Here is a 26,003-nt window from a genome sequence, read left to right on the forward strand (position 1 = left end):
GTGCAAAAAAGAACGAGACGCGTTGGCTCAATTAGGAATGAACTAATTCATAAATCACGAGAGGCCGCACTTGCTGCGGTCCAGATTTTTAATAATCCGAATATTACGTTTAAGTCCGAATCATATCTTGTGCTAATGAATATTTCCTGGACCTACCTGATGCATGCTTATTACAGAGGGAAAGGGATTGAATATAGATATTATAAAGAAGCTGGTAAATCAAGAAGATATGACAAAACTAAGCATGGAGCCTATAAGTATTGGGAGCTTGAGCGCTGCTTAAACGACAGAAACTCACCTATTGATAACAACGCTTCTAATAATTTGCGTTTCCTAATAGGGCTCAGACATGAAATAGAACATCAAATGACGACGAGAATTGACGATCTTTTAAGTGCCAGGTTTCAAGCGTGCGCTATTAATTATAACCAATACATAAAAGAGCTGTTTGGTGATGAGCATTCAATTGAAAAACATCTGTCGTTTAGCTTGCAGTTCTCTAGCATATCCATTGAGCAAAAGGAGATGCTAGAGGAACAAGCTGACTTGCCAGCTAATATTAAGGGTTACATACAGAAGTTTGACAGTGTTCTTAGCGACAAAGAATTCGATAACCCAAGTTATTCCTACAGGGTGTTATTCGTCCAAAAAACAGCGAATAAACGTGGACAGGCTGACAAAGTCATTGAGTTTGTAAAAGCGGATTCTGAACTAGCTGAGAAAGTGAATAAGGACTATGTTTATCTAAAAGAGACTGAAAAGAGTAAGTATTTACCCTCTAAAATCGTCGAGATAATACAAAAAGAAGGTTATTTGAAGTTTAAAATGCACCATCATACAAATCTGTGGCAGTCCAAAAAAGCAAAAGAAGCTCAAAAAGGGTTTGGTGTTGAGGTTGCAAACACTTGGTATTGGTATGAAAGCTGGTTAAATAAAGTAAGAAAACACTGTAAAGATAACGCTGGCAAGTATAAAGGTAGTAGCTAAATGAGCACAGAAAAATCCATTGATTACTTAACCATCAAAGGCTTCAAGTCTATCCAAAGCTTGGATAGATTGCGCTTGAATTCGCTAAACGTGTTTATCGGGGCAAATGGCGTAGGTAAAAGCAATTTTGTTGATTATTTTCGTATGCTAAGCAAGATGGTTGAAGGCGGCTTGCAGCATTGGACTACCCAACAGGGCGGTGCTGATCGTATTCTTAGCTATGGTATAAAAGAAACAGAAAGAGTGCAGTCTTTTATTGAGTTTGGGTTAAATGGATATCTATTCGAACTTGAATCGACAGTTGAAGGAAATTTCTCTTTCTTCAAAGAAAAGCTTTATTTTGATGGGCCATTATATGGTGAGAAGTGGATATCTTTAGGTTCTGGACATAAAGAAGCAAAACTTAAGCATCGCTATGAGTCATCCAGTAAAGGTAGTGAAGCTGATTACTGCTACAGTTCTATAGCTAGCTGGAAGGTCTTTCATTTTCACGACACCAGTGATACTGCTGGTGTTAAACGCTGGGGCTCAGTACAAGATAATGATTATCTGTTCTCAGATGCCTCTAATTTGGCTGCTTACTTGTATCATCTATCATCAGAGCATCCTCAGGTGTTGAAGCAGATACGTCGTACTATACAGTTAGCAATTCCTGTGTTTGATGACTTTGTATTCAAACCACGTGAGTTGGAAACGCAGGAACAACAGATCAACCTGCAATGGCGACAAAAAAATAGTGATTATGTACTCTGGCCTAGTCAGCTATCAGATGGCTCGATTCGATTCATTTGCTTGGTTACTGCGCTACTACAACCTGATCCGCCTTCTACATTGGTGATTGATGAGCCAGAGCTTGGCTTGCATCCGTATGCTATTACTTTGTTAGGAGCCTTGTTGCGTTCAGCTGCTGAGCGTATGCAAGTAATCGTCTCAACCCAGTCAGTTGCATTACTGAATGAGTTCAACATTGAAGACCTGATCGTTGTGGATCGTGAAGACAGCGGGACGGTCGTCAAACGCCTAGATGAGGATGATTTTGCCAGCTGGCTTGAGGATTATACAATTGGTGAGCTCTGGCAAAAGAACATTTTGGGCGGGAGACCTTCATAATGATTAGGGTTCATGTGATTTGTGAAGGACAAACTGAAGAGATGTTTGTCAAAGAGTTATTGGCTCCTACATTTCAAGCAAAAGGTATATCACTTGTGCCTGCCTTAATAGGTAGACCAGGACATAAAGGTGGTAATTTCAAATTCGACCGTTTACAGGCTGACGTAAAAAATCGTTTACTTGGTGAAAGAACGGCATATTGTACTACGTTTTTCGATTATTACGGTCTTCCCCAATCTTTTCCAGGTAAAGATGTTCATGATAGCCAAGTTGATATAGTTACCAAAGCTACAAGTGTACAAGATGCAATGACTGCAAAGCTCACACGCCTAATTGGTGATAATGCTATGCGTCGCTTTATTCCTTTCGTACAAATGTATGAATTTGAAGCTTTATTGTTTAGCGATCCTATTGCCTTTGCTAGAGGAATTAGTAATGAGCATCTGAGTCAGAATTTGGCTGATATAGCTGAGCAGTTTGATAGCCCTGAGCATATCAATAATAGCCCTCAGACTGCCCCAAGTAAGCGAATAGAAAGTTTGATCAGAGGATATGAAAAACCTGTAATGGGTACACTTGCCGCTTTAGAAGTAGGGTTGGACAGTATGCGCCAAAAGTGCGAATTATTTGATAATTGGTTGAAGCAGTTGGAAAGACTTACTGTCGTACGAAGTAATAACACTTAACCCTAAGGAGTATCATGAAAATTATTGATTTACTGGCCAAAGAATTACGTGCCAGCGCTAAGCACAACTTGAATGTTCAAGTAGCTCCCAGTGTAATTCTTTGGATCGATAATCAGCGGCAGGGAGCTGAATAAATGAAGTGTAATTGGCCTGACTATGATCCATCAGTAGCTTTTTTTCCTGTCGAACTGAAACCTGTATTTATACAATCGTCTCGGCAGAGTGGAGACTTATTTGGTTATCATGCATTGCCGCGTCATTTTGCAGTAGTAGAGAGCGAAAGCGACTATGTTTTTGCGGTAGTGACTGAGAATTATAAATTAGTGACTAACCAGCAAGCATATGAGCTTGCAGCAGAAGCACTTAAGGTAGTATTTGATTTCACAGCATTGAAGGATATGGCATGCCTAAAAATAATAATGCCTAAAACACGCTCTTTTTGTCACATAGATCTGATACATAAGGAAAGTAGTTTTGAGCCATGGAAAGATGATCAATGGATACCTTTTATCCGTATCACCAACAGCTATAATCGAACGCATAGACTATGTTTTGAGATAGGTTTCTGTCGTCTGACTAACCTTAATGAAGTTATTTTTGAGAGTAAGAGTGTAGAAATTAGTTTTGCTCACACTAAGCAATTGCATGACATTATGCTTCGCTGGCATGAGAATATTGGAGAAATTAAAGAGCTAGAAGTTGAGTTTATTAATCAGCTGAGAAACCTCGAACGTTTTCATGTTCCTAGGCGTTATATGTTGCCGCTGGCATGTAAGGTGTTTGGTATACAGCTCAATCCTAAGAAATCTATCAGCTCAAATAGAATTAATGATTTAATCCTATTTCGTAACGATATAGATCGGCTTACTAATGACTATTTCCATACTCTAGGCGAGCAAGGTTATGCTGCTTTGAATGTACTAATGGACTATGCTATTCGGCCAGTTGGAGTAATGTCTCCTGAAAATAAGATAGATACCAGCGTAGAGCTGGCGATTGGATCAATGATTTCTCACAGCAAATAGAGAGTCGAGAATTCTCTTTTGAAAACTACCTTAAAGACTATATAACAACTTCCAAGATGATTAACGAATTATGATTAAGTCTGTTTATAACTACCCAGTTTCTACCCTGCTCGATATTGAAAGCGATGTAATATACGTTATCCCACGCTATCAACGTGAATATACTTGGAGTCGTATACAGTGGGATGCACTGCTCGATGATTTATTAGATAACGAACTTCATTACTTTTTGGGCTCAATTATCTGTATCAATCAATCTCAGGATTCTTTAGCAATTCGGGAGCTCGAGTTAGTAGACGGTCAACAACGTATGACGACAATATCGATTTTGCTGGCTGCCATCTATGATATTTTCAATAAGCAGCCGAATCTCGTTATGGAACAAAAGATTGAGCTCTACAATCTAAAGCATAAATTAGCTTTAAAGAAAATGCCAAATCAACCACGTCTAGTACCTCAAGTACAGAATAATAATCAACAAGATTATTTTTCGGTATTGGATAGTATAGGCATTCTTCAAGATATAGAGATGGCTGCACATGCAGGTAATCGCCGAGTGTTTAAAGCGTACCGGCACTTTCACTCTCGCATTAACCAGTATCTTGAGCACAGTGATAATCCGATTATTAAACTTCAAGAATTATTAGAAAAAGTAAATACAGCAACTTTAGTGAAGATTGAAGTAGCAAGTACTTCTGACGCCTACACTTTATTTGAATCGCTAAATAACCGTGGCGTGCCGCTTACCGCCATCGACCTTATCAAAAATAAGCTACTTGCTGTACTAGAGTCTCAAGATAAAGGTAGTATTGATAAACAGTATAATCGTTGGAAAAAAGTGATTGATGCTTTGGGTGACGACTATGCAGTGCAAGAACGGTTTTTCCGCCAATATTACAACGCTTTTAAGCCCAGTTTAAAGCAGATAGTCTCTGTACCGGTAGCCACCAAGTCAAATCTGATTAAAATATATGAGAAGCTAATAACCCAAGATGCTGAAGGTTTTCTGCAGACAATGATTCGTATGTCTGAATACTATGCGCACATTGTAAGTTATCGCGCTGTGCCCAATCAGCCTAAATTATCTTCGTTATTACTATCATTAGATCGTATCCAAGGTAGACCAGCATATCTACTACTAATGGTGCTATTTGAATGTAAGGCTGATCTTAAACTGCAAGACATTCACTTAGAACAAACAGTAGAATTTCTAATCTCCTATTTCGTTCGCCGAAACGCGACTGACTTACCACCAACCCGAGATCTCACTCGTATTTTTATGGATGTGGTTGAGAGTATCATGACATTAAAAGGTGATGAAGTGGTTAAGCATATTCAAACTAGACTCAAAGCCGAAAGCGCTAGTGATGAGCAGTTTAAGAAGAGTCTCAAAGGACCCATTTACGAGGATAATAAAGCAGTCTGTCGTTTCGTTCTATGTGCTTTAGAAGAAAGTCGTATGACTCGTGAGACTCAAGTGGATCTATGGGCGCTTAAAGGTAAAAAGTATATCTGGACTATTGAACATATTTTTCCTCAAGGCGACAACATACCGATTGACTGGGTAGAAATGATTGCTAATGGAGATACAGAGCTTGCTGAGGAGTATCGTCAAGCTTATGTACACTGCTTGGGGAATTTAACCATCTCTGGTTATAACAGCACGCTAGGTAATAAGAATTTTGAAGATAAGAAAAACCGAGTAGATAAGCAAGGGCGTAAAGTTGGCTATAATAATGGACTATATTTAAACGAATCACTAATTGAACAAGACAGTTGGTCTGTTCAAAAAATTGAAGATCGTACTGATAGACTAGTCGCCGAGATAATGGAAAAGTACCTATTAACAGTATCAATTGCCAGTATCTAGTAGTGTTATAGCAATGCCTGTTTATCTCTTTATAGGAAGATTATGAAAATTATTGATTTACTAGCCAAAGAAGTACGTGCCAGCGCTAACTATAACTCAAATGTTCAAGTAGCTCCTAGTGTGATTCTTTGGATTGATAAACAGCGGCAGTGGGAGTCAGCACTACCTTTGTTGCAAGCCGCTATGCCTGAGCTGATCGTTCTAGGAGACTATGCTCCTGAGAAAAAAACAGGTCCTGCTATCTGGATTAAATGTGTTGTTGATGGCGCTCTTTCAGAGGTTGAGCTTCCTACAGATCGAACTCCTATTGTTTACTTGCCAGGCATTGAGCGCCGAGACTTACGAGCCATTGCTACTTGTCCTGAAGCGCTGATGCCTTTAGCTGAACTGCAATACCGTGGTAGCTGGTGGATATATAATAATTCTGGACGTGATTGGACCGTAAATGCTTTTTTGACTTCAGATAACGGTGGTGTTGGTCTTGATGTTGCTAGGGATGACAAAAGCCAGCAGGCAATGTTACGTGTATTAAATGAGATTCTTGAAAGCAAGCGTGAGGATTTGGCGAACCGCCGTCTTGAGGCTTCAGACTTTAACAAGCTGGTGTCTAGCGATCCAGTTCGTGATTTACTCAGTTGGATGAACGATGAAAAAGCTTGCCGTGAGCGCTGGGATGAGGCGCGCTGGCAAGCATTAGTCGGTATTTGTGAAACTGAATATCATTTAAATCCCGAGCAAGATGGTGAGCTGACAGCCGCTGAGCTGTTGTGCCAACGCCAGGGAGTTTGGGAGGGAGTGTGGCAGCGTTATGTTGAATCCTGTCATCATTACCCTTCTTTGCCCGAGCTATTACTAAAGGTTCAGGGTGATCTTGTTGCTGATGGTGCAAGTTACCCAGTTATAAACCAAACTGAAGAATCTGCTTTAGAAGAATCATTATCTCAGCTACAAACACTTAACTCAGTCGAGATACGTCAAGAGTTAGCTGTACTAGAACAGTATCATGCCGAACGCCGCGACTGGATTTGGTTTAAGCTAGATATGGCCCCGCTGGCGGGGGTGCTCGAGTACTTGAGTGGTGTTGCAAACATGACTCAGCAGGGTTTTTCTGGCACTGATCCTGAGGAAATGGCTACATTATACCGTGATGAGTATTGGCAGGCGGATGACCTAACCCTCAAAGCCTTGGCTTATCCTTTAAGGTCCAGTCAGCAAGCTTTAGTACAAAAACTGCTTGCCCTCATCTATACGCCGTGGCTCGATGAGGTTACCTATAACTTCCAAAGTTTAGTAAAAGAGAAAGGCTATCCCGGTACAACTCAACTCAACAAGGCGACAGCTGATTATGCTGATGCGGGAGAGGTGGTATTCTTCGTTGATGGCCTGCGTTATGACTTGGCACAGCGTCTTGTTGAACAGTTAAAGCCATTGGGAGAGGTTGGACTTGCCACTAACTGGTCGGCATTACCTTCAGTTACTGCAACGGCTAAAGCTGCTGTCACGCCAGTACACGATCGTCTAACCGGTAGAGGAACCGACCGTGATTTTGAACCAAGCCTACTGGATGAAGATAAAAGCTTCTCTGCTTATTACTTAAGAAAATTTCTGAAAGAAAAAGGTTGGCTCTACCTTGAAGAGGGTGACTCAGGAGATCCGGCATTTAATGCATGGGTACAAAGCGGCGATATAGATAAGGAGGGCCATGTAAAAGGTCTTAAACTTGTAGGAAGGGTTGATAGTTTATTAGATGAAATAGTTGAGCGGATTGAAGAGTTGCTGGCGGCAGGATGGCGTAAAATTAGAATCGTAACGGACCATGGGTGGATGTTGACTCCTGAAACGATGCCGAAGGTGGAGCTACCTAAACACTTAACAGAGACTCGTTGGGGACGATGTGCAGTAATTAAAGATTCAGTTGCCAGTGGCTATTTGCAGGTAGGTTGGTACTGGAACAGCCAAGTCAGTATCGCTATGGCCCCAGGGGTTTCGTGTTTTAAGGCTGGCTTGCATTATGATCATGGTGGCTTGAGCCTACAGGAGTGCTTGACACCGGTGATTGAAGTTCTTAATGAACAAAGCTCAGCCTCAGCTGCTAAATCATCGATTACAGCGACCTTATCAGATTTGCGTTGGATTGGGTTTCAGTGCAGAGTGCAAGCTGATAGCGACTCTGATGGAGTTGTCGCAGTACTACGAATACATGCGGCTGACTCAGACTCTGAGATTAGTAAGCGTAAACCCCTTAAAGAAGGTAAATGCACGCTCATGGTGGATGACGAATATGAAGATACGTCAGCTATTCTTGTACTGCTAGACGAGCATGGCAATGTGATAGCAAAAAAACCAACATTAGTAGGAGACATGTAAGTGGAATTAGATGCGCTAGACCAAAAGGCTGCAGATTTCTTTGAGGGCTACATCGTTCGTAAGGATCTTGTCCGTACATTTGCTCGCCAGTTCCCAGTACCAACTTATGTGGTTGAGTTTATGCTGGGTCGTTATTGCGCATCAACTGACCCAGATGAAATAGAGGAAGGTCTTGAAATTGTCCAGCGTCAGCTGTCTTCAAGAACAGTACGTGCAGGAGAGGAGGAGCTATTCAAAGCACGTGCCTATAAGGATGGATCAGCCAAGCTTATTGATATCGTTAGTGTCAAGTTTGTCGAAAAAGAGAATGGTTACCTTGCCAGCTTACCTAGTTTAAACCTTACTAAAGTACGTATACCGGACAAGATTGTTGATGATAATGAGCGTCTTTTGACAGGTGGGTTTTATGCTGAAGTAACGCTTGAATACGACAGTATTATTGCAGAAGAAAAAGGCAATGCTTTTGGTATAGCTGAATTGCGACCCATTCAAATGTCAAAACGTAACGTGCTAGATGTGATGAATGAAGCTCGCACAAACTACACTAGTGATGAATGGCGTGATTTCTTAATTCGCTCTATCGGCTTGGAACCAAGCGCTTTATCACAACGGGCTAAAGATGCCATCCTGCTGCGTATGGTGCCATTCGTTGAGCGTAACTACAATATGGTCGAATTGGGGCCACGTGGTACAGGTAAAAGCCACTTGTTTCAGCAGGTTTCACCCTATGCTCATCTGATTTCTGGTGGTAAAGCAACAATCGCTAAGATGTTTGTGAACAATGCTAGTGGGCAGCGTGGTTTGGTCTGTCAGTACGATGTAGTTTGTTTTGATGAAGTCAGCGGAATATCCTTCGATACTAAAGAAGGTGTCAATATCATGAAAGGCTACATGGAGTCGGGTGAGTTTAGCCGAGGTAAAGAAAGCATCCGTGCAGATGGATCATTGGTGTTTGTGGGTAACTTCGATGTGGATGTAGAGCATCAGCAACGTGTGGGCCACTTATTTGGTCCTTTACCTGCTGAGATGCGTGATGATACGGCATGGATGGATCGTATTCATTGCTACCTGCCAGGCTGGGATGTCCCAAAAATGAGTAAAGAGCTAACTACTGACCATTTTGGTTTAGTTAGCGACTTCTTTTCTGAATGCATGACTCGCCTGCGCTTTCAAAGTCGTGTATCTGCTATGCAGAACCGCGTGTATTTAGGTGGTGCGCTCAGTGGCCGTGATAGCAATGCAGTTAATAAAACAGTATCAGGGCTCCTAAAGTTAATGTATCCAGATGCTGAGCTTAGCGTATCTGATGAAGACTTGGAATGGGCAATTCGTTTGGGGCTTGAAGTACGCCGCCGGGTGAAGGAGCAACAGAAGCGCGTTGGTGCTGCTGAGTTTCGTAATACCCATTTCAGTTACACTATCGGTGATGATGGAATTGAAAAGTTTGTTGCTACAGCAGAACTGAGAGCTAATAACGAGATAGGTGATGACCCATTAGAACCAGGACAGATTTGGACTATTAGTGAAGGTGGGTCTGAGATTGACGATAACGCTGGTCTGTATCGTATAGAAGTAAACGAAGGGCCTGGCTCTGGAGTGAAGATTCTTAATAATCCAGCACCAGCTGCGTTCAAGGAGTCTTTACGTTACGCTGAACAGAACCTCTATGCGCGCTCCATGCAGCTGATAGGGGATCGTGATCCTAGAGCTCATGAGTTCACAGTACAACTGAGGGCTTTCGATGCAGCTAAAAAAGGCTCTAGGATTGGTGTGGCAGCGTTAGTTGCTATGTGTAGTAGTATACTGAAAAAGTCAGTAAAAGGCGGTCTTATATTGATAGGAGAGATAAATCTGGGTGGCTCTATTGAACCTGTCACCAATGCGGTCAATATTGCCGAACTAGCAGTAGAAAAGGGTGCTAGTGTGCTACTTATGCCTGTTACAGCTAGGCGTCAGCTGTATGACTTGTCAGATGATATGGCTACCAAAATCGATATACAGTTTTATCAAGATGCGCGTGATGCACTGTTGAAAGCTATAGTAGAGTAAACCCTAACATTACTCAAACCACCTGAGTATTTCGTAAAATCTTAAAAGCGCCTCTAAGTAATTTCTGATTTGACTTAGCGGCGTTTTTTTGTACTAGGTTATGCTAAGCACGTCGTTATTTTTTCCACTAAATCTAATAATAACAAACCCTAAAAAATGACGATATTAACACCTAAGCAGTAGAGCTTGCCCAATTTTATATACTGATAAAAGTCGATATATACTTCATTCTATATACTACACATCCATAGTCCTCGGGTAACCCTCCTAACAATTGATCATGATTATTGAAGCAAACGATAGAATTTAGAATAGTATATAACCTAGAAAACTAATTGGTAGGCAGTTTAATATACTTATCTTAATGATAATCACTGATGAGCGAATGGATATGACAGCGGTTTTAAGTAATGAGGATGAACCTCTTATTGAAACAATAGCCCACGCGTGCGCCATTGCTTTTCAAGGTAATGCCAGCAACGGACTGCAGTAAGACTATTTTTCTTTCTAGATCATTGGTATCAAGAGGATTTAAGGGTGATGGCAGTGACATCAGTACAAGCGCCATTTTGTCTTGCCGTATCGGGTGGCGTTGCTAGCTCTAACAAGTCACAGCACTGCTCAAAGGCAGTTGTCAAAGCAATTTATGATAGTTCACTTTTAAGATGACAGTTTGATAGATTCGATAACCTATAGAGTAGCTCATATGTCTACACACCCAATCGCAACCTACAAAAAATCAGCCCGTTTGTTTGCGCTCTATCAGCGCTTGCCACGTAGTAAAGACAAGGCAATATCACTCACAGAGCTAATGAATGTTTATGGCAATAATCCTAACCATTACGCAAACGAGCGTAAAAATTTAGAGAACGACCTAGCGAGTCTCAATCAAATATTCAATGACGTCTTTTACAGCGACGCTTTAATGCGTCTGCCAGCTTGGGGACGGAATATCAGCGGACAGACGGCAAGGTTTTATATTGAGCCAAGCTTTAGTATTGATGTCATTAATGAGCAAACGGTGTTATTTTGGCAAATGCTTGATAAATATACCGCAAATTATTTACCAACGTCTTTCAAGCAAAGTATTAGCGATAAGTTGACCCAGTTAGATCGTCAAGATAAGACCAGCTTCAATCAAAGCAGACTAGGGCAGTGGCAAAATCATCTCATTACCCTGCCCAGTATCGTACAAGCACCAAAGCTTGATAGTGACGTGCTCGCTAGCATCCATCAGGCGCTATTACACAACAAGCAGCTTCAAATCAGCTATCAAAACAAATGGCGTAACAGTCCTACAATCAGGGTAATCTATCCTAAAGGACTTATTTTTATCGACAATATGATCTATCTTACTGGGTTTAATCCAACGAGTGATCATATCGATGATAACGTCCTGTTGAAGGCACATCGTAATTTTGCAGTTAATCGTATTGAAGCAGCTGAAGTAACAGAGCAGTTGGTACCGGACTGGGTAGAGCGCAATGCTTTTACTCTTGAGAATCTACGTAAGCTAGGAAAGCTTGAATTGAATAATGGTTTGAAAATCGGACTGGTTCTAAAGGTGCAAAAATATGCCTGCCAGCATTTATATGAGCGGCCGTTATCATCTACTCAAACGATTACGGTTATCGATGACACTTGGAACGAAGTGCGTGCAACAGTTGCCAATACGCAGCGCTTGCAAGACTGGCTAGTCAGTATGTCGCAGTTGGCAGTGGTGATTGAGCCTAACGAGTTAAAAGCGGTTATTTTAGAGCGTTTAGAAAGCGGGATGAAATTATATACAAAATAGTTGATCAAGAATTTTGCTAAAGTACTAAAAGACAAATGCATTTTTTTAATGTCATCAAGGAGCTAGAATGACCACACCTAACTTATTTAAATTTGCCACCTCTGAGTTATCACAAGACGCCTTTATCTGCTGGCTTCTATCGTGGGCGGACAAAGACTATCAGACAGGAAGCGATAAACATAAAGCGCTCAATAAGATAGCAACCAGTGTATTGGCGTTATTCTTCGATAAAGCGAACAAATCACTACCGAGCCATATTGATGAAATAGTAGTGAAGCGTCAAGTGAATAACATTGATGTCCTTTGTATTATTAACGACACTTACTGCGTATTAATTGAAGATAAAGTAGGTAGTATTCAGCATTCTAATCAGTTGGTTCGATACAAGCAGTTTATGATTAATGATCATAAAGTTACTTTCACAGAAGATGAGATAATCCCAATTTATTTACAAACGCATGATCAAAGCAACTACAAAGCTGTGTTAAAGGATGGCTTTTATCCAGTAACTAGAAGAGATTTATTAGACCTCTTTAATAGTGAACAAAATGCGGCACTGCAAGAGAGTGATATATATAGCGATTATCTTAACCATCTGCAGTCTATTGAAGAAGCAGTGCAAAGCTTTCAATCAAAACCCGTCAAAGAATGGAAAAAACGGGCTTGGATTGGCTTTTTTCAACATTTGCAGTCTTATTTAGGAGAAGGTAATTGGAAGTATGTCGCCAATAAGTCAGGAGGGTTCATGGGTTTTTGGGCATTCAAGAAAACGGTAGATGACATCGCTATCTATTTACTACTAGAACAAGATAAGGTTTGCTTTAAAGTCTCTGTTCCTAGTGGTAAGGGGTATAGCAAAACTAGGAATGAGCTTTATAAATTATTTAAGACAGAAGCGTCTAAGTTCGATTTAAAAGTGAGTAAGCCGAAGCGCTTTGGTTCAGGCAAGGATATGACCTTTGCTGTACTAGACACAGATATCTTTGATGGTGAAAACTTCATAGATATACAGCAGGTTAATAGACTGATGGATGAAGTACAAAAATTCATTAATCATACGATAAGTCAGTATAAAAATAAAAACGAGTGATACTTTTAGTGTCATAACATTTAGAGTAACAAAAGGTCTAATCATGAAATATCAGCTCGACGAATCGAAAGTAGATGACATTCCATGTGTCGCCTTATACCGACCAAATAAAGGCCATTATTCGCCATCTGTTATCGCCTGTTTTATGATCAATGACGGTTGGAATGAGCAAGCACTACTAGCGCTAAAACAGAAAGTAGATGCTGATATTTTAGTAGGCTTACAGACAGATGATCATAAGTATGAACGCTTGGATATTATAGAGGGGGTTGTTAGATGTCAGCCTGATGAAGTAAATGATGTCATTGAACTGCTAGATGTAAAGTCTGCAAGTACTATCATCGGTATAGATGTAGCAGACGTTATAAGCTTGTTTGAGTGTGGTTATTCATTTCAGTTTGTTCAAGCAAGTGCCACAGGTGAGTCTGAATCAGATTTAATAAAAACAACCACACATAAACTTGTGAAACAACTTTCAAAAGCTCATGATACTAGAGGATTGTTTGTTGGAATGGAGAATGTTGAAAGTCTCCCACTAGATGTCTTTTCTTATATATCAGAAGCTGTTGAAGCGTTATTATTTACTGATGATGTATCTATTTATTACAGCTCAAGTATGATTGATGAACCTGATTGCTTTCGTTTAAAGGCAGTTTATGCTGAAGAAAAGTAAAGCCACATGTAATAAACATATGGCTTTGGCTGCTACTATCAATTGAAGCTAGTTATATTTGCTAATAGAGTCTCCGCGCCACATAGCATGCTCACATACTGCGCAAAACCAACTCTCTTTTGCCCGCATATAAGCAATATCGGCAGGTACTTCAATAGGACAGGCGTTTCCGCAATATTCGCAGCACACATCATCTAAGCATGCGTAGCATTGGCTTATGGTGTCAAATAACGTATGGGTACTAATGCTATATTTTTGACAAAGTAAACTAACATAATCCACATAGCTGATTTTATGATTATAGGCCCAATAATCCTCACAGACCCGTTTGTCCCAAGCGTTTTGTGTCATGCTCCATTCAATGCTGATGCCCACAACGTACTCCTTTTTAATGATCTGATACCTACGGCTAGCATTACCTTTTTATAGTAATGATATCTATTGAACCAGTCGCACCTACCATCATTAGCCAGCTATTGAGCAGCAAGATAGGTATATGACATAATAAAGCGTTAGTCAGCATAAAATAGTTTTTGACGGAAACTTAGTTATTGCCAACGAGTATTATTCTAGCAGAAAAGTAGTCACTGGCAAGTATTTTTTACTTACCAATAAGGATTTTATTGTGATTTCTTGTAATCTCCCTGTACTTCTAGCAGAAAGACGACTTCGAGTTGCCGATTTAGTAAGGATGACGGATATTAGTAAATCGACACTTCATAGGATTTATAACGATGAGACGACTCGTATAGAGTTCGATACGCTAAGCAAATTGTGTGAAGTATTAGAGGTGACACCATGTGAGATATTAAAATACATACCTGATGAAGACAGTAAAAATTAGGTTTTATAAATAATGTAGTTGAATCTATATATTCATTCTAAACTCTAAAAAATAACGATATTATTACCTGATAAGAAATATTCATAGCTCTCACAAATAATAGCATAGCTATTATTTGTGAGAGCTTTTTTAATGACTTTGCACTCATTTACAGCCAATATATTTTTTAATAAATATAATTAAATCATCCACTTGTATAATGTTATGTTATAACGTACTATTAATGAAATAATGATTCTTAGAGCAGTATATAGTGAAAAATAAAACTCTTCGCTCAACTCAAAAGCTGTTAATTTTGAGCTCAGAAAATCTCACCATTCACCCTGATGCAAACACTGCTTTTATGGTTTGGCAACAGCATAGACTGCCTCTGAGTCGACCACAGCTGGCAGGCTTAGATGACTATTATCGACCAGTATTACGGTTATGTGTGCTTGATAAAGACAATTATCAGTTCTTCAATAACTTTGCACGAATCGATGAGGTAATGAGGTTTGAAAATAGCTGGCGTCAGCCTTGTCTGATTGCGCTTGAAAGTCGTCATGATATTAAGCGGCTGGCGTGGTGCGAGGTTCTCAATCTATCTAGATTTGCTGGCGTGAACCATCCAGCCTTATTTCAAGACATATATCAAAGTGCGCCAAAGCAGCTTGTGTGTGAGCTGATGGGCGTGCATCGATTAACTGTTAGCAATTACTGTCAGTTTGCAGGTATCAGTCAAAGCAGCTATGAGTATCAACAGTGCAAGGCAGCATGTGATAAGACTTTATTAGGTTTGCCTAAAAATATGAACTGGATGGGTGGTGTACATGGCTGATACTAAAGCATTTGTTGACGTGACTGATAGGCGAGTATTAGATAAGATCGTTCCTGTAGGTTCGCCGCATTATGTCCAAATGCAAGCATTGGTTATTGATATTGTCAGTTTGGTGCCAGACGCTGAGCTTGATCTACTGTGTTCGACATCATGTGTTAATGCTAGTTTTAGGGGCATCGATTGTACTGAAGTGATCCAGCAGACTGTAGGGCAGGGTAAGACAGGAGAGTGGGCGGTTACATACATGCTGCTCGTATTTTATCAAGCATATGGTGCTGTCAATAGCGGTAGTGATGCTTGGCGGTTTATAAGTGGCTATCTCAAGATCATGTTTATGATTGCGGCTAGGCACGATAAGCATTTTGCTAAAATCGACAAATTGGGCGTTCGTATTCGCATGGCACTAAGACCTGCTGATCCGCAGCGCGATATCCTCAGCCAGCTAATTTGTATTCATGCAAAATATGATCGGTTATCTGATTGTTTGAATGATATCAGAAAGTATGAAGCGCTGATCAAACAAGAGGAAGCTACGGGTAAAATCGCTAATCAGCATCTTGCCAGTAAAATTGGTCAAATCAGGTTGGCTTATGAAGTGGTCATCAATAATAAAGCCTTTATCGGTAAAACCTATAATAAGAGTCACAGAAAATCAAAACAGTCCCAAAAAGTAATCAATACAACAACGCTCATTGATGGCGAGCCATTACAGAAAAAATTGTTTGGTACGAAACAATCAAAAAAGCACAGTAATGTGGCAATCGCTGAAAATATTGCCGATAACGATGAAGTACCATTGCTAGACAATGACTTTAAGCCCGCCATACAAATCGCTAAATCCTCAGAGCTACAGCAATGGCGATTAAGAAACAATCACCGACATGCCAGCCGTAATCAGTTTCATTTCCCAACCAATCACCGCCAATTGAGTATCACTGGCTATCAAATGCTATTTGCAATGCTATGGCAGCGCTTTATGAGCGGACATACAGGAAATAGGACGGGCTATGCCGTACTGCTATTGTCACTATTAAGCGGTATTAGTATTGACAATATAATTGATGATTGGCAATGCAGTCGTAGTCAGCGTCAGTATTTTGTTTATGACCGTATCCGTAAAATCAGTAGTATTGCTATCAAGATTGATGTGACCACCAATACCCGAAGTCATCTGCTTGCTCACAGGCAAAGCTATGGTAGCGTATTCAAGCGAGCATTACCTGAAGCGCTGCAGATCATGTTAGAGGATAAAGTTACTGTTTCACTTGATGATGTCAAACTAGCCATCACTGAAGTTAAGAATCAGCTCAACCTGCCAGCTTTGAGTACTCAATATATCGAGTCTGGATTGTTTGTAGTGGTTAAAAATGGCCTTAGTAAACCGCTACATGCTGACATCCTCACAGGTGTTGATGTAAGGCACAGCTCGCCGCTGTATTACACCAGCATCAAAACTGCTGATCTAGAGCAAACCTATATAAAAGCAGTAGCACTGCTAAGCGCATACTGTAACGACAAGCAAAAATCGTTATTGATAGATGAGTGTAGTGTGCCAATGAATGGTCAAAAACGCTATATTGGTAGTGATATGGCGCTTGAAACGTCCACGTGTGAGCAATTTTTTAACCAACTGGCTATGAGCGCTGAGAGCTATAATGGGCGGCTTAATCACAGTATCGAGCGCTATATTGCACAATTTAATAGCTATAGCACCTGGCTGTGGCACATTATTATGATTCAAACCGGTATCCGTCCGGTTAAACACGCACCAGGGATGCTTAACCAGCTTGATTTTAAGCGACGCATACTGTGGGTGTCTGATAAAGAAGAGCGTCACGGTCAGTCTGATGGTAGACTTATTCCGTTAAGTCAGTTTTTAATCACTGCTATACAAAACTACATTGATTATATCAAGCAATTTGCCGCCATTTATAACCCTATCTGCCCCAAAACGCCTTATCCCATCGATGCTACTTTGCAATCAGAGCAACCGCTCATTCAAATTTACCAAAAAAATCCAAAACGCTTTATCGGTATCACGCCAAGTCGCGTCCGCTACCAGCTGCAAGACTTTTTTAGTCATCAGGATAATTGGCTGCGCCATCAACTTCGATCCATGCTCACAGGGCGCGTGCCAGATTACCTGATTTGTGCGCTTTACGGTCATGAACATCCGGATCAAGAATTCATGCATCCGATGTCATCAAGCTTTATCAATCAATTACACCAGATCAGCCTGCACCTAGATGCAGTCGCCAATGATCTTTGCCTAAAACAAATTGAGGTTCGCTTGTATGGATAATATCAGTGCTCATAAACTGCGACAGCTTAATAGAGAAGAATCTAAAAAAAGTGTTAAGCGTGACGCTAAAAAATTAATCGAAGAATATATCAATCAAAATTCTATGCAGCCGCCTTGTCAGCTGCAGCATCATTATTCAGCAATTAACCAGTTGCTAGAAGGGACGTTCGACACCGCTCAAAACTTCCAATTGGCTCGGCGTGGTTTTTTAGAGTTTGTTCGTGATTATAATAAAACTCATCAGATATATCTTAATGAGCCTGTGGTACCGATACTGGCAACTCGTGAGCGCTTGACTATTAACTATGATTGGTTTGTGAATGGACGTGCTGTGGTAGACAGTAGTACGACAATGATAGAGGTTTGGCAACGAAAACGGCGTTTCTCAGTGAATGACTTGGTTGAAGGGGTGCTGTATTGCAGCATCATGTATGGTGGTATTAATGACATTGAGGTACTAAGAGCGTTATACGATTGGCTGTTTGGTGAGCGTCAGATGTATCAGATTGACATGCCAGCGACTGATGAAAAAAGTAGGGCAGAGTCAGTGGCTGTGATACCGCTTAGAGTGCGTGATGATAATTATGGCTGCGCGGCTGATGACAGTGAAAGCTTACACCGTTTTGTTGATTATATTCCTGATGATATGAGCTTGTGTTTTTTATATGCTCTAAAGGATAAAGAGTTAAACACTGCCAAGATAAAGCCATTTAATACCATAATTAGCGATATCTCAAAAACGCTTAAACTCACTAATAAAGATATCGATCGCCCGCAGCACTCACTGCTCATAAAATATGCTAACTACCATTGGCGACAGCTAGAGGGTAGCCTGATTGATGGGGCGCTTTCCGTGGTAAAAAAAGGAGATATAAAGACGACAGGTTTGCCTACTGATAAGCTAATCCATTATAACCGAGAGGACATTAAGTCAAATCCTGTACCACTAACGTGGTCTGAACTGTTTAATGCCAGCTATCAATCACCGATAAAGTCGAATAGCCAAGGCGGTACCATAAACTACCCTAGTTTTAGTAAAAATCTGATCAAAGAAGTTCAAGAGGCACTTAAATTAACCAGAAATGACGCTATTTCCACTATCACAATATTAAAAACAGTCGCTAGCCAGCCCAATGTTCAGCGTCTACTGAGCTGGGCGCTATCTTTACTTGGTGATCATAGCATTCGACTTAATACCATCAGTAAATACTGCGGTTGTATCGGTCGTGATTGGCTCATGCTAACCATGGATGAGGACGTTAATCAGTGGGAAGGCAGTGACTTTGAGGAAGTTTATGAGCAGATTATTCAAAGTAAGGTTAAGGACGGTCGAAAGCCATCTTTATTTAGTAAGTCATCAGAGTTTGATGATACGTCTAGTGGTATAGATAATGATAACAATACTGCCGGTCAACCGCTCTCTCATCTTGATCGCCTAAAAGACAGCCAGAAATTTACTTATGGGCGTCTGAAAGCATTTCACGATCACCAGCGTATACACTTTGATGCGCCTTACGTTTATTTTCCATGGGGCAATAATCGGCAGGTAGTAAAAGCTGAGATAGTGTCACCACGTGTGTATCATGCGATGAAAGATTATATTCAGTCATCAAATTTAGATTTTGAGAAAAAGCAATTATGCTTTGTGGTTCTAGCACTTGCTTATCGCACTGGTATGCGTATCAATGAAATCATTGGTACTAAGGTTAACGACATTACAGATATAGGGTTTATCAATGGCCAAGTGATTGAAGCGCCAAAAATAATCCTCAAACCCAACCGCTATCGTAGGCTTAAAAGCAGCAGTGCCAAACGAGTGATACCGATAGACAAGCTTTTCAAGATTGATGAGTTGCAACCGTTCATCGCATTCTATTATCAACAAAAAAGGTTAAAGCGCCGTTATTTATTCTCACAAGGCTCGGGCGATCAGCCGTTGCCGCCAGTATTTTTCAGTAATATGATGAAAATAATATGGGATCGCTTATTAAATAATCATGACTTTACTTTTCATAGCTTTCGGCATACCGCAATTAGTCAATTGGCACTAGTATTAAGTGGATCGCCACTAGCGCAGGTGATGACAGATTATAACGCTACTCACTGTAAGGCCATCTCGAAAGGGGTTCTTGCTCATAATGAAGCTCAAGGGTTATGGTTTGGGCTGGCTAGCTTCGCTGGGCATCTGACACCTGATACTACGTTTGAGCACTATATCCATACAGCGCATCTGCTGGCGGGTTGGCAAATGAGTCAAGCTAAGCTTGCTATGCCTATAACCGTATTTGAGATGGTGACAGGTATTGGTTACCAGACGGTGAATAGGCAAGATGGCAGGGCATATAATGCCAGTACTAAACATATGCATCTTGATAAGATGCGTGGATATTTAATCAATCATATTGCGGGCAAAGAGTTTCTATTTTCTTATAACAGCACACCAGCTAACATGGCTTGCCAGCAAGCCCCGCAAAATGATGCAGTAGATACTCAGCTGTCTATATTTATTCATCCAAAAATTTATGATGTGATTGGACTGTTGGAAGAGCTTCAAAAAATAAGTGTTGATAAGAGAGCAGGGCGGTTGGCAGAGATCGCACTTCGTCATGGCATCACTGTCAATGATGCTAGAAAAATTTACGATAAAGCCAGTCAGGTTTTTACTGATGATAGATTGCTTTTGAGTGCGCCGACGGGACATAAAAATCAAGAGATTTTAGTCAAAGCGTTTGATCGTATGTATCAAATGTCAATTGATACACCTGATAAGCTACAGTTATTTTTGGATATATTTGCAGATAAAAACAATTTAAATACTTCATCAATTCATTTCGGTATGAAGGAGACCCAGCTTAAAATGCTACAGGAGTTCATGATAGTTGGTTGTCAGCTTATTGATGCCAGTCATTGGCAAGTTAGGGCACATAGCGAGCAAGCAGTGCGTAATGTTAAAAAGGAGCTATGGCTCGATAGCTCAATACGTGTTGGTGCTCGTAAGAGTTTTCATGGTTATGAGGTTAGGGTAGTACAGAAAAAACGTAAACATTCTGATGGAAATTTAGCTATGACAGATAGTTACTATGCATCTTCGGGTATACTGAAATATTTAGGGTATCTACTAGTCATAACGATTAATTAATTTAGTCATACATTTAGATAAATGAGATTTTTCATTACATTTTTGTCCCATCTGTCCCAAGGTGTTTTCATGCTGTGGGAAAAAAGCCAGCCCTTATACTGTCTAGGTTGTCCCACTTGTCCCGACTGTCCCAATAGTTTTAGTTATTTCTGTCAAAACACCTTTTATACGAGTTCCTGTAGATATAAAAAATTCATTTAATAGCGTAAATCATGACTTATTCAATCGACTTTCGTAAACAAGTATTACGTAGCATTAAAGACGGTATGACTATTCGAGAAGCCGCTAACTTTTATCATCTTAGGTCAAGCCCTATTCACAGCTAGCAGCAGGACTTATCTCGTAAAACAATCAGAAATAAAGCACCGACTAAAATATCTAATGAGGTGCTATCAAAAGATGTCGCACAGCATCCAGACGATTATATGTATGAGCGATAACAGCGTTTAGTTTTGTAGCAAGTCAGGCATTGAGCTGGCTCTAAAACGCTTTAGCATTAGTCAAAAAAGGCCTTAGCGCATCCAAGAGCGTGTCTGATAAAAAGAGCGGAATATAAGAGTAAGCTTAATAGTTTTATGCTTCAAGGCTATCCCATTATCTGTATGAATGAAAGTGGCTTTGAGGCTGAAAATGTTCGTCCTCACGGCTATGCAACGATAGGCAAATCTTGTATTGATCACTATAACTGGCAAGCGAAAAAGCGTACCAATGTCATTAGTGCCTTGTATGAAAAAGCACTACTTGCACTGGATTACTTCGAGAAAAACATCAATGGGCATGTATTTTATGACTGGTGCAAATACACACTTATTCCAAGTTTAACAAGACCATATGTAATCGTGATGGATAATGTGACTTTCATAAGCGCGTTCAACGACTACTCAATAGACATGATCATTGTCTGTTATTTCTACCACCCTATAGTCCTGATCTGAATCCTATCGAAAAGAAGTGAACTCAAGCGAAATCTCTACGCCAAGGCTGGATAGAAAATAATCTCACTAAACTTTTTCATGATGTAGGATGTTCCAGTTTTATTGTGGATTGACTATACGCCCTGAATCCAATTTCATAATTTCATCAAAGAGGCAGATCATCCCCAATAAAAGCTGATCGAACTCAGAAGAGTAATCCCCATCATTAATTTTCAGCTTGGAAATGGTCTTTTCGTATTCGGTGCCTTTTCTATGCGCAACACCAGTTGATCTAACCGATTGAACTCCTCTCAACAGACTGGATAGAGCGGATAAATTTGGGGATTTTAAGCGTTCAAGAAGAGTTTCGATTAATGATATTGATTTGGTCGAATTATCTGTTACTTCAAGGTGGTTCCTAAGAGACTTAATGTTTATTGAGTCTATAGTTACTTTGGTAAGAGCAAGCACTTGCGCATCAAACTCTGATTGATCGTTGGTTAGCATTGATCGTATAGACTCATAAAAATGCTCATCTTTAATTGAAAGCGGTAAGAAAAGATACCACCCGTATTTTTTATTCCAATATTCTTGAATATCTCTAAATTTTTGCTTGAATCTGTGCGCTGGATTTTCTGCATCGTAGAAATTACCTAGGAAACTCCGCTCAAAATTTGTTCTACTTATTTTTCTTTCGTCGGGTATTAAATTAAAGCTCTTCCAATAGACCTGCTCCTTGCTAGGTAGGTCCTGACCTAGATCACCTAAAAATACTGACACATGATTTGGTGAGTTGTTGTCAAATCTCAATCTCCACGCGCCTGTTCTATCTAAATACCCATCTGTAATTTTATAGTCAGAAGAACTATAGTATTTCTGCATAACTTCCTTTCGAAAAAATACAGGCGTTAAGTAATGTGGAGAATCTGGATTGGCACCGAAATTATTAGCTAATTCATCAGGGTTACAAGAATATATTTCAGGTTCATCAGTATCACCACCAATAATGAAATTCTGATACTCTTTCTCTTGCTCAAATGGCCATACGCCACACTTTTCCACTGTCTCACACCTAATTAATTTTTTTCCTACTATCCTAGAAAAAGATGTGTATCCAGCCGAATAAGAGTCACCCGAATAGATCGTATATGTAAGTGACTCATTCTTTATGTCATCAGAAAAGCCCACGCTTTCATGGTAGTGCTGAGTAAGCTCAAAGTATAAGAGTAAGTTCATTTGACGGGCAGCCATAAAAGAGCGTAAATATCGCCTTCGAATTTTTACTTCATTGTGTTCGATCTTTATAACTTCAACTTCGTCGCCAACTTCGTCAAAACTAGTAAATGAACCACTTTCATTGTCATGGTATAAATTATGAAAAAGGCGGAACTCTTCAAGTATTTCAATGTAATCTTCTTTCCTACCGTGAAAATCACGAACCAGAACTGGTCTCAAAAAGTCATCGTCTGGATTAGTGTAGTAAGTAGTAATTTCTTCACCATTCTCATATGACATACTAAAACCTGGCCCTCCACTACCTACCATCAAATCCCAGCCGGGCCTTTCCATTGTACGTTCTGATTTTTCTTTCTTAACAAGTGCACAATACATTGTGCCATCATGGGCTGTATTGTTGATCGGCTCGCGCTTATAAACGGTGATCCAGATTTCTTCGCCGTGCTTATTGGATAAAAAATCGATAAAGTCTTCAAAAAGGTTGTGTGACATATTTAAAAATCCTTTCTTGTTCTAAAGTAGTGTCTTGTTATGCATTTTATGGCCTCTTAGCCCAAGATGCATTTTCAAAATAGCCTAGCTCTTTTTGTATTTTATTTACTTGTTCTTCGAAATTATCATCCCATTCTGGAATGTCCACATAAACAATATCATGAGAATAACCAACCACTGACGGGCCTAGCTTATCTCTGGAAATACCAACTACAATTTTGACGTCAGGAAGTCGACCTCTAACAACTAAGCATCTTAACCCTAGCTCTTGAACCCGAGCTTCTCGATCACTACTTGGCCCTAAATGGAATACAAATGCTGTATTTTGGTGTGCCAGTACTACTCTGGCAGCAATTTTTAACTCGGGTTTTTGCAAAAATTCAGAAAAGGCATCAACTAGATTTGCTCGATGATCACGGGGCTGGAGAGCCATTTGGATAAGAGCATGTTGGCTATCAGTGACCTGATTTGCGCCATATTCAAACATACCGTCTGTAAGAAGATCACCAATAAAGTGCTCTATTAGCTTATCCCAAAAATACGAATCCTTATATGACTCCTGCATAGATTTATAGTCATCAGAGTCTATGAATCCTTTAAAAACTGTATCGTCAATTATTAGCAGGTCAGCTTCTCTATAAGGGAATGAATAGTTGTTTAACAAATAAATTGCTAATAAATCTTCTATTCCTCCGCCGCTGAAAATTATATTAGCTCTTCTTGTTAAATCCTCAACTTCGGTCAAAAAATTAACAAAATCTGTGATCGTATCCAGTAGACCAAAAATTGCTCCAAGACTGAACTCATCGCAGACATGCACGATACCATTTCCTAAATCACCTGACTGTGTTGGTATTTTACGCTGTGAGCCAAGTGATACTGATACTCGATGTACGATTCGATTTTCTTTTGGAGGCAATTCGACTTGTCGGCCATCGTGCCTAGTGAATTCAACTGAAGAATTCAACCATCTTTCAGCGCCCCATATTTGAGAAGCCGATTTATCTATTGCAGCCTTAGTCCACCTTTTAAAGCCTGCTTCATCCCCTGTATCTTTGTACTTAATATCTTTTACAGAAATGATGATGATGTGTTTACCACAGACAATTAAGCAATCGCAAAGCTCTTTTCCTTTTTTTCCAATCGGATTTGGATGAGTCCAAAGATTGAGAAAAGCTCTCTCACATATAGAGTTCACAAATTTTTCTGATTCAGTCAATCCTTCGGACATAACATTCTCTTTGTTTGGTAACTAACATTCATGTTTTCAGCTGTTTCGGAGCGAGTGGAACTAGTCCAACAATATACGCCTACAGTGCCTTTTTACAGCTCACTTATATTTAGTCCCAGCAATCACAATCTTCACCACAGCAACCTTGTATATAACAGTTTGAATCAATAGGCGGGGAACTCAAATCTTTGGCTTTATATGGGGTTCGAGAAACACCTTCAAGTAACTGTTTATTTTCCCAAGAAAAAATAACACCAATATTTCGTTCACTACAATAGTAAGAATACATATATTGATTGAACCTATCATATAGAAAGTCATGTACTAGATTTCTCATTTTGATGAACTTTCTGTGGCTCGACACCATGTTTAATCTTAAAACCACAAAGTAGGGTGTAGAACGGATTTTGACTACAACCAGCCCTAGTCGCTAATGATTTAGTAGTGAGTCCAATTTTAGCAATATTATCTTGTCTTATATCGATACCTATATATATCCATCCAACCGTAGACATCTGCTGTTTCAAGTTTTCACGATGTATGTACTCATGCTTATAATCACCTTCCCACCATTCCTGACTCATGACGAAATTAAACCTATATAAATAATCGTAATTCTAAAGGCTAACTCAAAATGTTAGACCCCACAACAATAATTTATAAACCCAATATTAATTCTAAAATAACTAGAGCGTGTCATCAATTAGCGGAGATATTTCAGAATAAGCTACACTTAGATCATATTTAAAAATATGAGATCGGATGCTATGACAAGACGACATGCCCAATGGGAGCGAATTAAAACATTTCTACCATGACAACCAAATGACGTTGGTGTTACTGCAAAGGATAACCGATTATTTATAGAAGCAGTTCTGTACTGCTATAAGACAGGCATACCTTGGCGTGATCTACCTAAACGTTTTGGTGACTTTAGAGAGATTTATACTCGTTTTAGCCGTTGGTCACAAAAAGGCGTATGGGAACAGGTTTTTAATCAGCTATCTGAACAATCCTATGATGAATATGCCATGCTAGATGCCACTATTGCAAAAGCCCATCAGCACAGTGCTGGAAAAAAAGTGATCAAGCCATTGGGTGAAGCCGAGATGGTCTAACGACTAAAATACATACCCGTACAGATACGCTAGGCAATCCTACGGGTTTTTATTTAATAGATGGCTCAGCTCATGACCTGTGTGGCCCAGATGAACTACTCGATATCAGTATTAGCCAAACTTGGCTTGCCGATAAAGCTTAAGATGCTGATACCCGTGTCATTGAACGTATTAAAGCAGTATGAACCGCCCCGGGATTGTCGGAGACTCAACATTCTGAGAGAATACAACGATGAAAACACGACACTACACCCCCGA

Annotated in this window: 19 protein-coding genes and 2 pseudogenes; 17 read left to right on the forward strand and 4 right to left on the reverse strand. The window is 40.0% G+C overall.

The window, feature by feature from the left end; genetic code table 11:
* From ACTXGH_RS13030 to ACTXGH_RS13075, 10 genes are all read left to right on the forward strand, one after another.
* Positions 1–987, forward strand: a complete 987-nt coding sequence (locus ACTXGH_RS13030; protein ID WP_439297041.1) for a DUF3644 domain-containing protein — start codon at positions 1–3, stop codon at positions 985–987.
* Complete coding sequence (locus ACTXGH_RS13035; protein ID WP_427647597.1) at positions 988–2,097, forward strand: AAA family ATPase; 1,110 nt, start codon at positions 988–990, stop codon at positions 2,095–2,097.
* Complete coding sequence (locus ACTXGH_RS13040; protein WP_439297040.1) at positions 2,097–2,783, forward strand: DUF4276 family protein; 687 nt, start codon at positions 2,097–2,099, stop codon at positions 2,781–2,783. Before ACTXGH_RS13035 ends, ACTXGH_RS13040 begins: the two co-directional genes overlap by 1 nt.
* A 134-nt stretch (positions 2,784–2,917) precedes the next feature.
* Positions 2,918–3,808, forward strand: a complete 891-nt coding sequence (locus ACTXGH_RS13045) for a hypothetical protein (protein ID WP_439297039.1) — start codon at positions 2,918–2,920, stop codon at positions 3,806–3,808.
* A 70-nt stretch (positions 3,809–3,878) separates the two neighbouring features.
* Positions 3,879–5,678 (forward strand): DUF262 domain-containing protein, encoded by a 1,800-nt coding sequence (locus ACTXGH_RS13050; RefSeq protein ID WP_439297038.1) that lies wholly within the window; start codon positions 3,879–3,881, stop codon positions 5,676–5,678.
* Between the two features lie 42 nt (positions 5,679–5,720).
* The gene (pglZ, locus tag ACTXGH_RS13055; protein ID WP_439297037.1) at positions 5,721–8,045 is read left to right on the forward strand and encodes a BREX-1 system phosphatase PglZ type B; all 2,325 of its coding nucleotides are present in this window, start codon (positions 5,721–5,723) and stop codon (positions 8,043–8,045) included.
* Entirely contained in the window at positions 8,046–10,094 is a 2,049-nt protein-coding gene (brxL, locus tag ACTXGH_RS13060; RefSeq protein ID WP_439297036.1) for a protease Lon-related BREX system protein BrxL, read from the forward strand.
* A 706-nt stretch (positions 10,095–10,800) separates the two neighbouring features.
* Positions 10,801–11,889, forward strand: a complete 1,089-nt coding sequence (locus tag ACTXGH_RS13065; protein WP_439297035.1) for a helix-turn-helix transcriptional regulator — start codon at positions 10,801–10,803, stop codon at positions 11,887–11,889.
* Between the two features lie 67 nt (positions 11,890–11,956).
* The gene (locus ACTXGH_RS13070; RefSeq protein WP_439297034.1) at positions 11,957–12,979 is read left to right on the forward strand and encodes a PD-(D/E)XK nuclease family protein; all 1,023 of its coding nucleotides are present in this window, start codon (positions 11,957–11,959) and stop codon (positions 12,977–12,979) included.
* Positions 12,980–13,022: 43 nt separating this feature from the next.
* On the forward strand, positions 13,023–13,652 hold the full coding sequence (locus ACTXGH_RS13075; RefSeq protein WP_299329672.1) for a hypothetical protein: 630 nt from the start codon (positions 13,023–13,025) through the stop codon (positions 13,650–13,652).
* Between the two features lie 48 nt (positions 13,653–13,700).
* Here the strand turns inward: ACTXGH_RS13075 and ACTXGH_RS13080 are convergent, their stop codons facing one another.
* A complete protein-coding gene (locus ACTXGH_RS13080) occupies positions 13,701–14,027 on the reverse strand; it encodes a hypothetical protein (protein ID WP_290190361.1) in 327 nt (108 codons plus the stop codon).
* 250 nt (positions 14,028–14,277) lie between these two features.
* Here ACTXGH_RS13080 and ACTXGH_RS13085 point away from each other — a divergent pair, with 250 nt between their 5' ends.
* The 6 genes and pseudogenes from ACTXGH_RS13085 (at position 14,278) to ACTXGH_RS13110 (ending at position 21,709) form a co-directional block, all read left to right on the forward strand.
* On the forward strand, positions 14,278–14,496 hold the full coding sequence (locus tag ACTXGH_RS13085) for a helix-turn-helix domain-containing protein (protein WP_093071416.1): 219 nt from the start codon (positions 14,278–14,280) through the stop codon (positions 14,494–14,496).
* A gap of 295 nt (positions 14,497–14,791) precedes the next feature.
* A complete protein-coding gene (locus ACTXGH_RS13090; RefSeq protein WP_439297033.1) occupies positions 14,792–15,313 on the forward strand; it encodes a hypothetical protein in 522 nt (173 codons plus the stop codon).
* Complete coding sequence (locus ACTXGH_RS13095; RefSeq protein ID WP_439297032.1) at positions 15,306–17,615, forward strand: hypothetical protein; 2,310 nt, start codon at positions 15,306–15,308, stop codon at positions 17,613–17,615. The genes ACTXGH_RS13090 and ACTXGH_RS13095 overlap by 8 nt, the downstream gene beginning before the upstream one ends.
* The gene (locus tag ACTXGH_RS13100) at positions 17,608–20,754 is read left to right on the forward strand and encodes a tyrosine-type recombinase/integrase (protein WP_439297031.1); all 3,147 of its coding nucleotides are present in this window, start codon (positions 17,608–17,610) and stop codon (positions 20,752–20,754) included. Before ACTXGH_RS13095 ends, ACTXGH_RS13100 begins: the two co-directional genes overlap by 8 nt.
* A 602-nt stretch (positions 20,755–21,356) precedes the next feature.
* Positions 21,357–21,554: pseudogene (locus ACTXGH_RS13105) on the forward strand (IS630 family transposase); the annotation flags it as partial.
* 101 nt (positions 21,555–21,655) lie between these two features.
* Entirely contained in the window at positions 21,656–21,709 is a 54-nt protein-coding gene (locus tag ACTXGH_RS13110; RefSeq protein WP_439297048.1) for a hypothetical protein, read from the forward strand.
* Between the two features lie 79 nt (positions 21,710–21,788).
* On the opposite strand, the gene ACTXGH_RS13115 is transcribed toward ACTXGH_RS13110, so the two are convergent.
* The 3 genes from ACTXGH_RS13115 to ACTXGH_RS13125 form a co-directional block, all read right to left on the reverse strand.
* Positions 21,789–23,396, reverse strand: a complete 1,608-nt coding sequence (locus ACTXGH_RS13115) for a hypothetical protein (protein ID WP_439297030.1) — start codon at positions 23,394–23,396, stop codon at positions 21,789–21,791.
* Between the two features lie 46 nt (positions 23,397–23,442).
* A complete protein-coding gene (locus tag ACTXGH_RS13120) occupies positions 23,443–24,627 on the reverse strand; it encodes a hypothetical protein (RefSeq protein WP_439297029.1) in 1,185 nt (394 codons plus the stop codon).
* Positions 24,628–24,944: 317 nt separating this feature from the next.
* Positions 24,945–25,211, reverse strand: coding sequence for a hypothetical protein (locus tag ACTXGH_RS13125; protein ID WP_443561760.1), 267 nt, complete (start codon positions 25,209–25,211; stop codon positions 24,945–24,947).
* Between the two features lie 255 nt (positions 25,212–25,466).
* Between ACTXGH_RS13125 and ACTXGH_RS13130 the strand changes: the two are divergent.
* Positions 25,467–25,745 (forward strand): annotated as a pseudogene (locus ACTXGH_RS13130) (transposase); the annotation flags it as partial.
* Positions 25,746–26,003: the final 258 nt, after the last annotated feature.

This window comes from Psychrobacter sp. 1Y10 (genome assembly GCF_052259005.1).
Classification (GTDB): Bacteria; Pseudomonadota; Gammaproteobacteria; order Pseudomonadales; family Moraxellaceae; genus Psychrobacter; species Psychrobacter saeujeotis.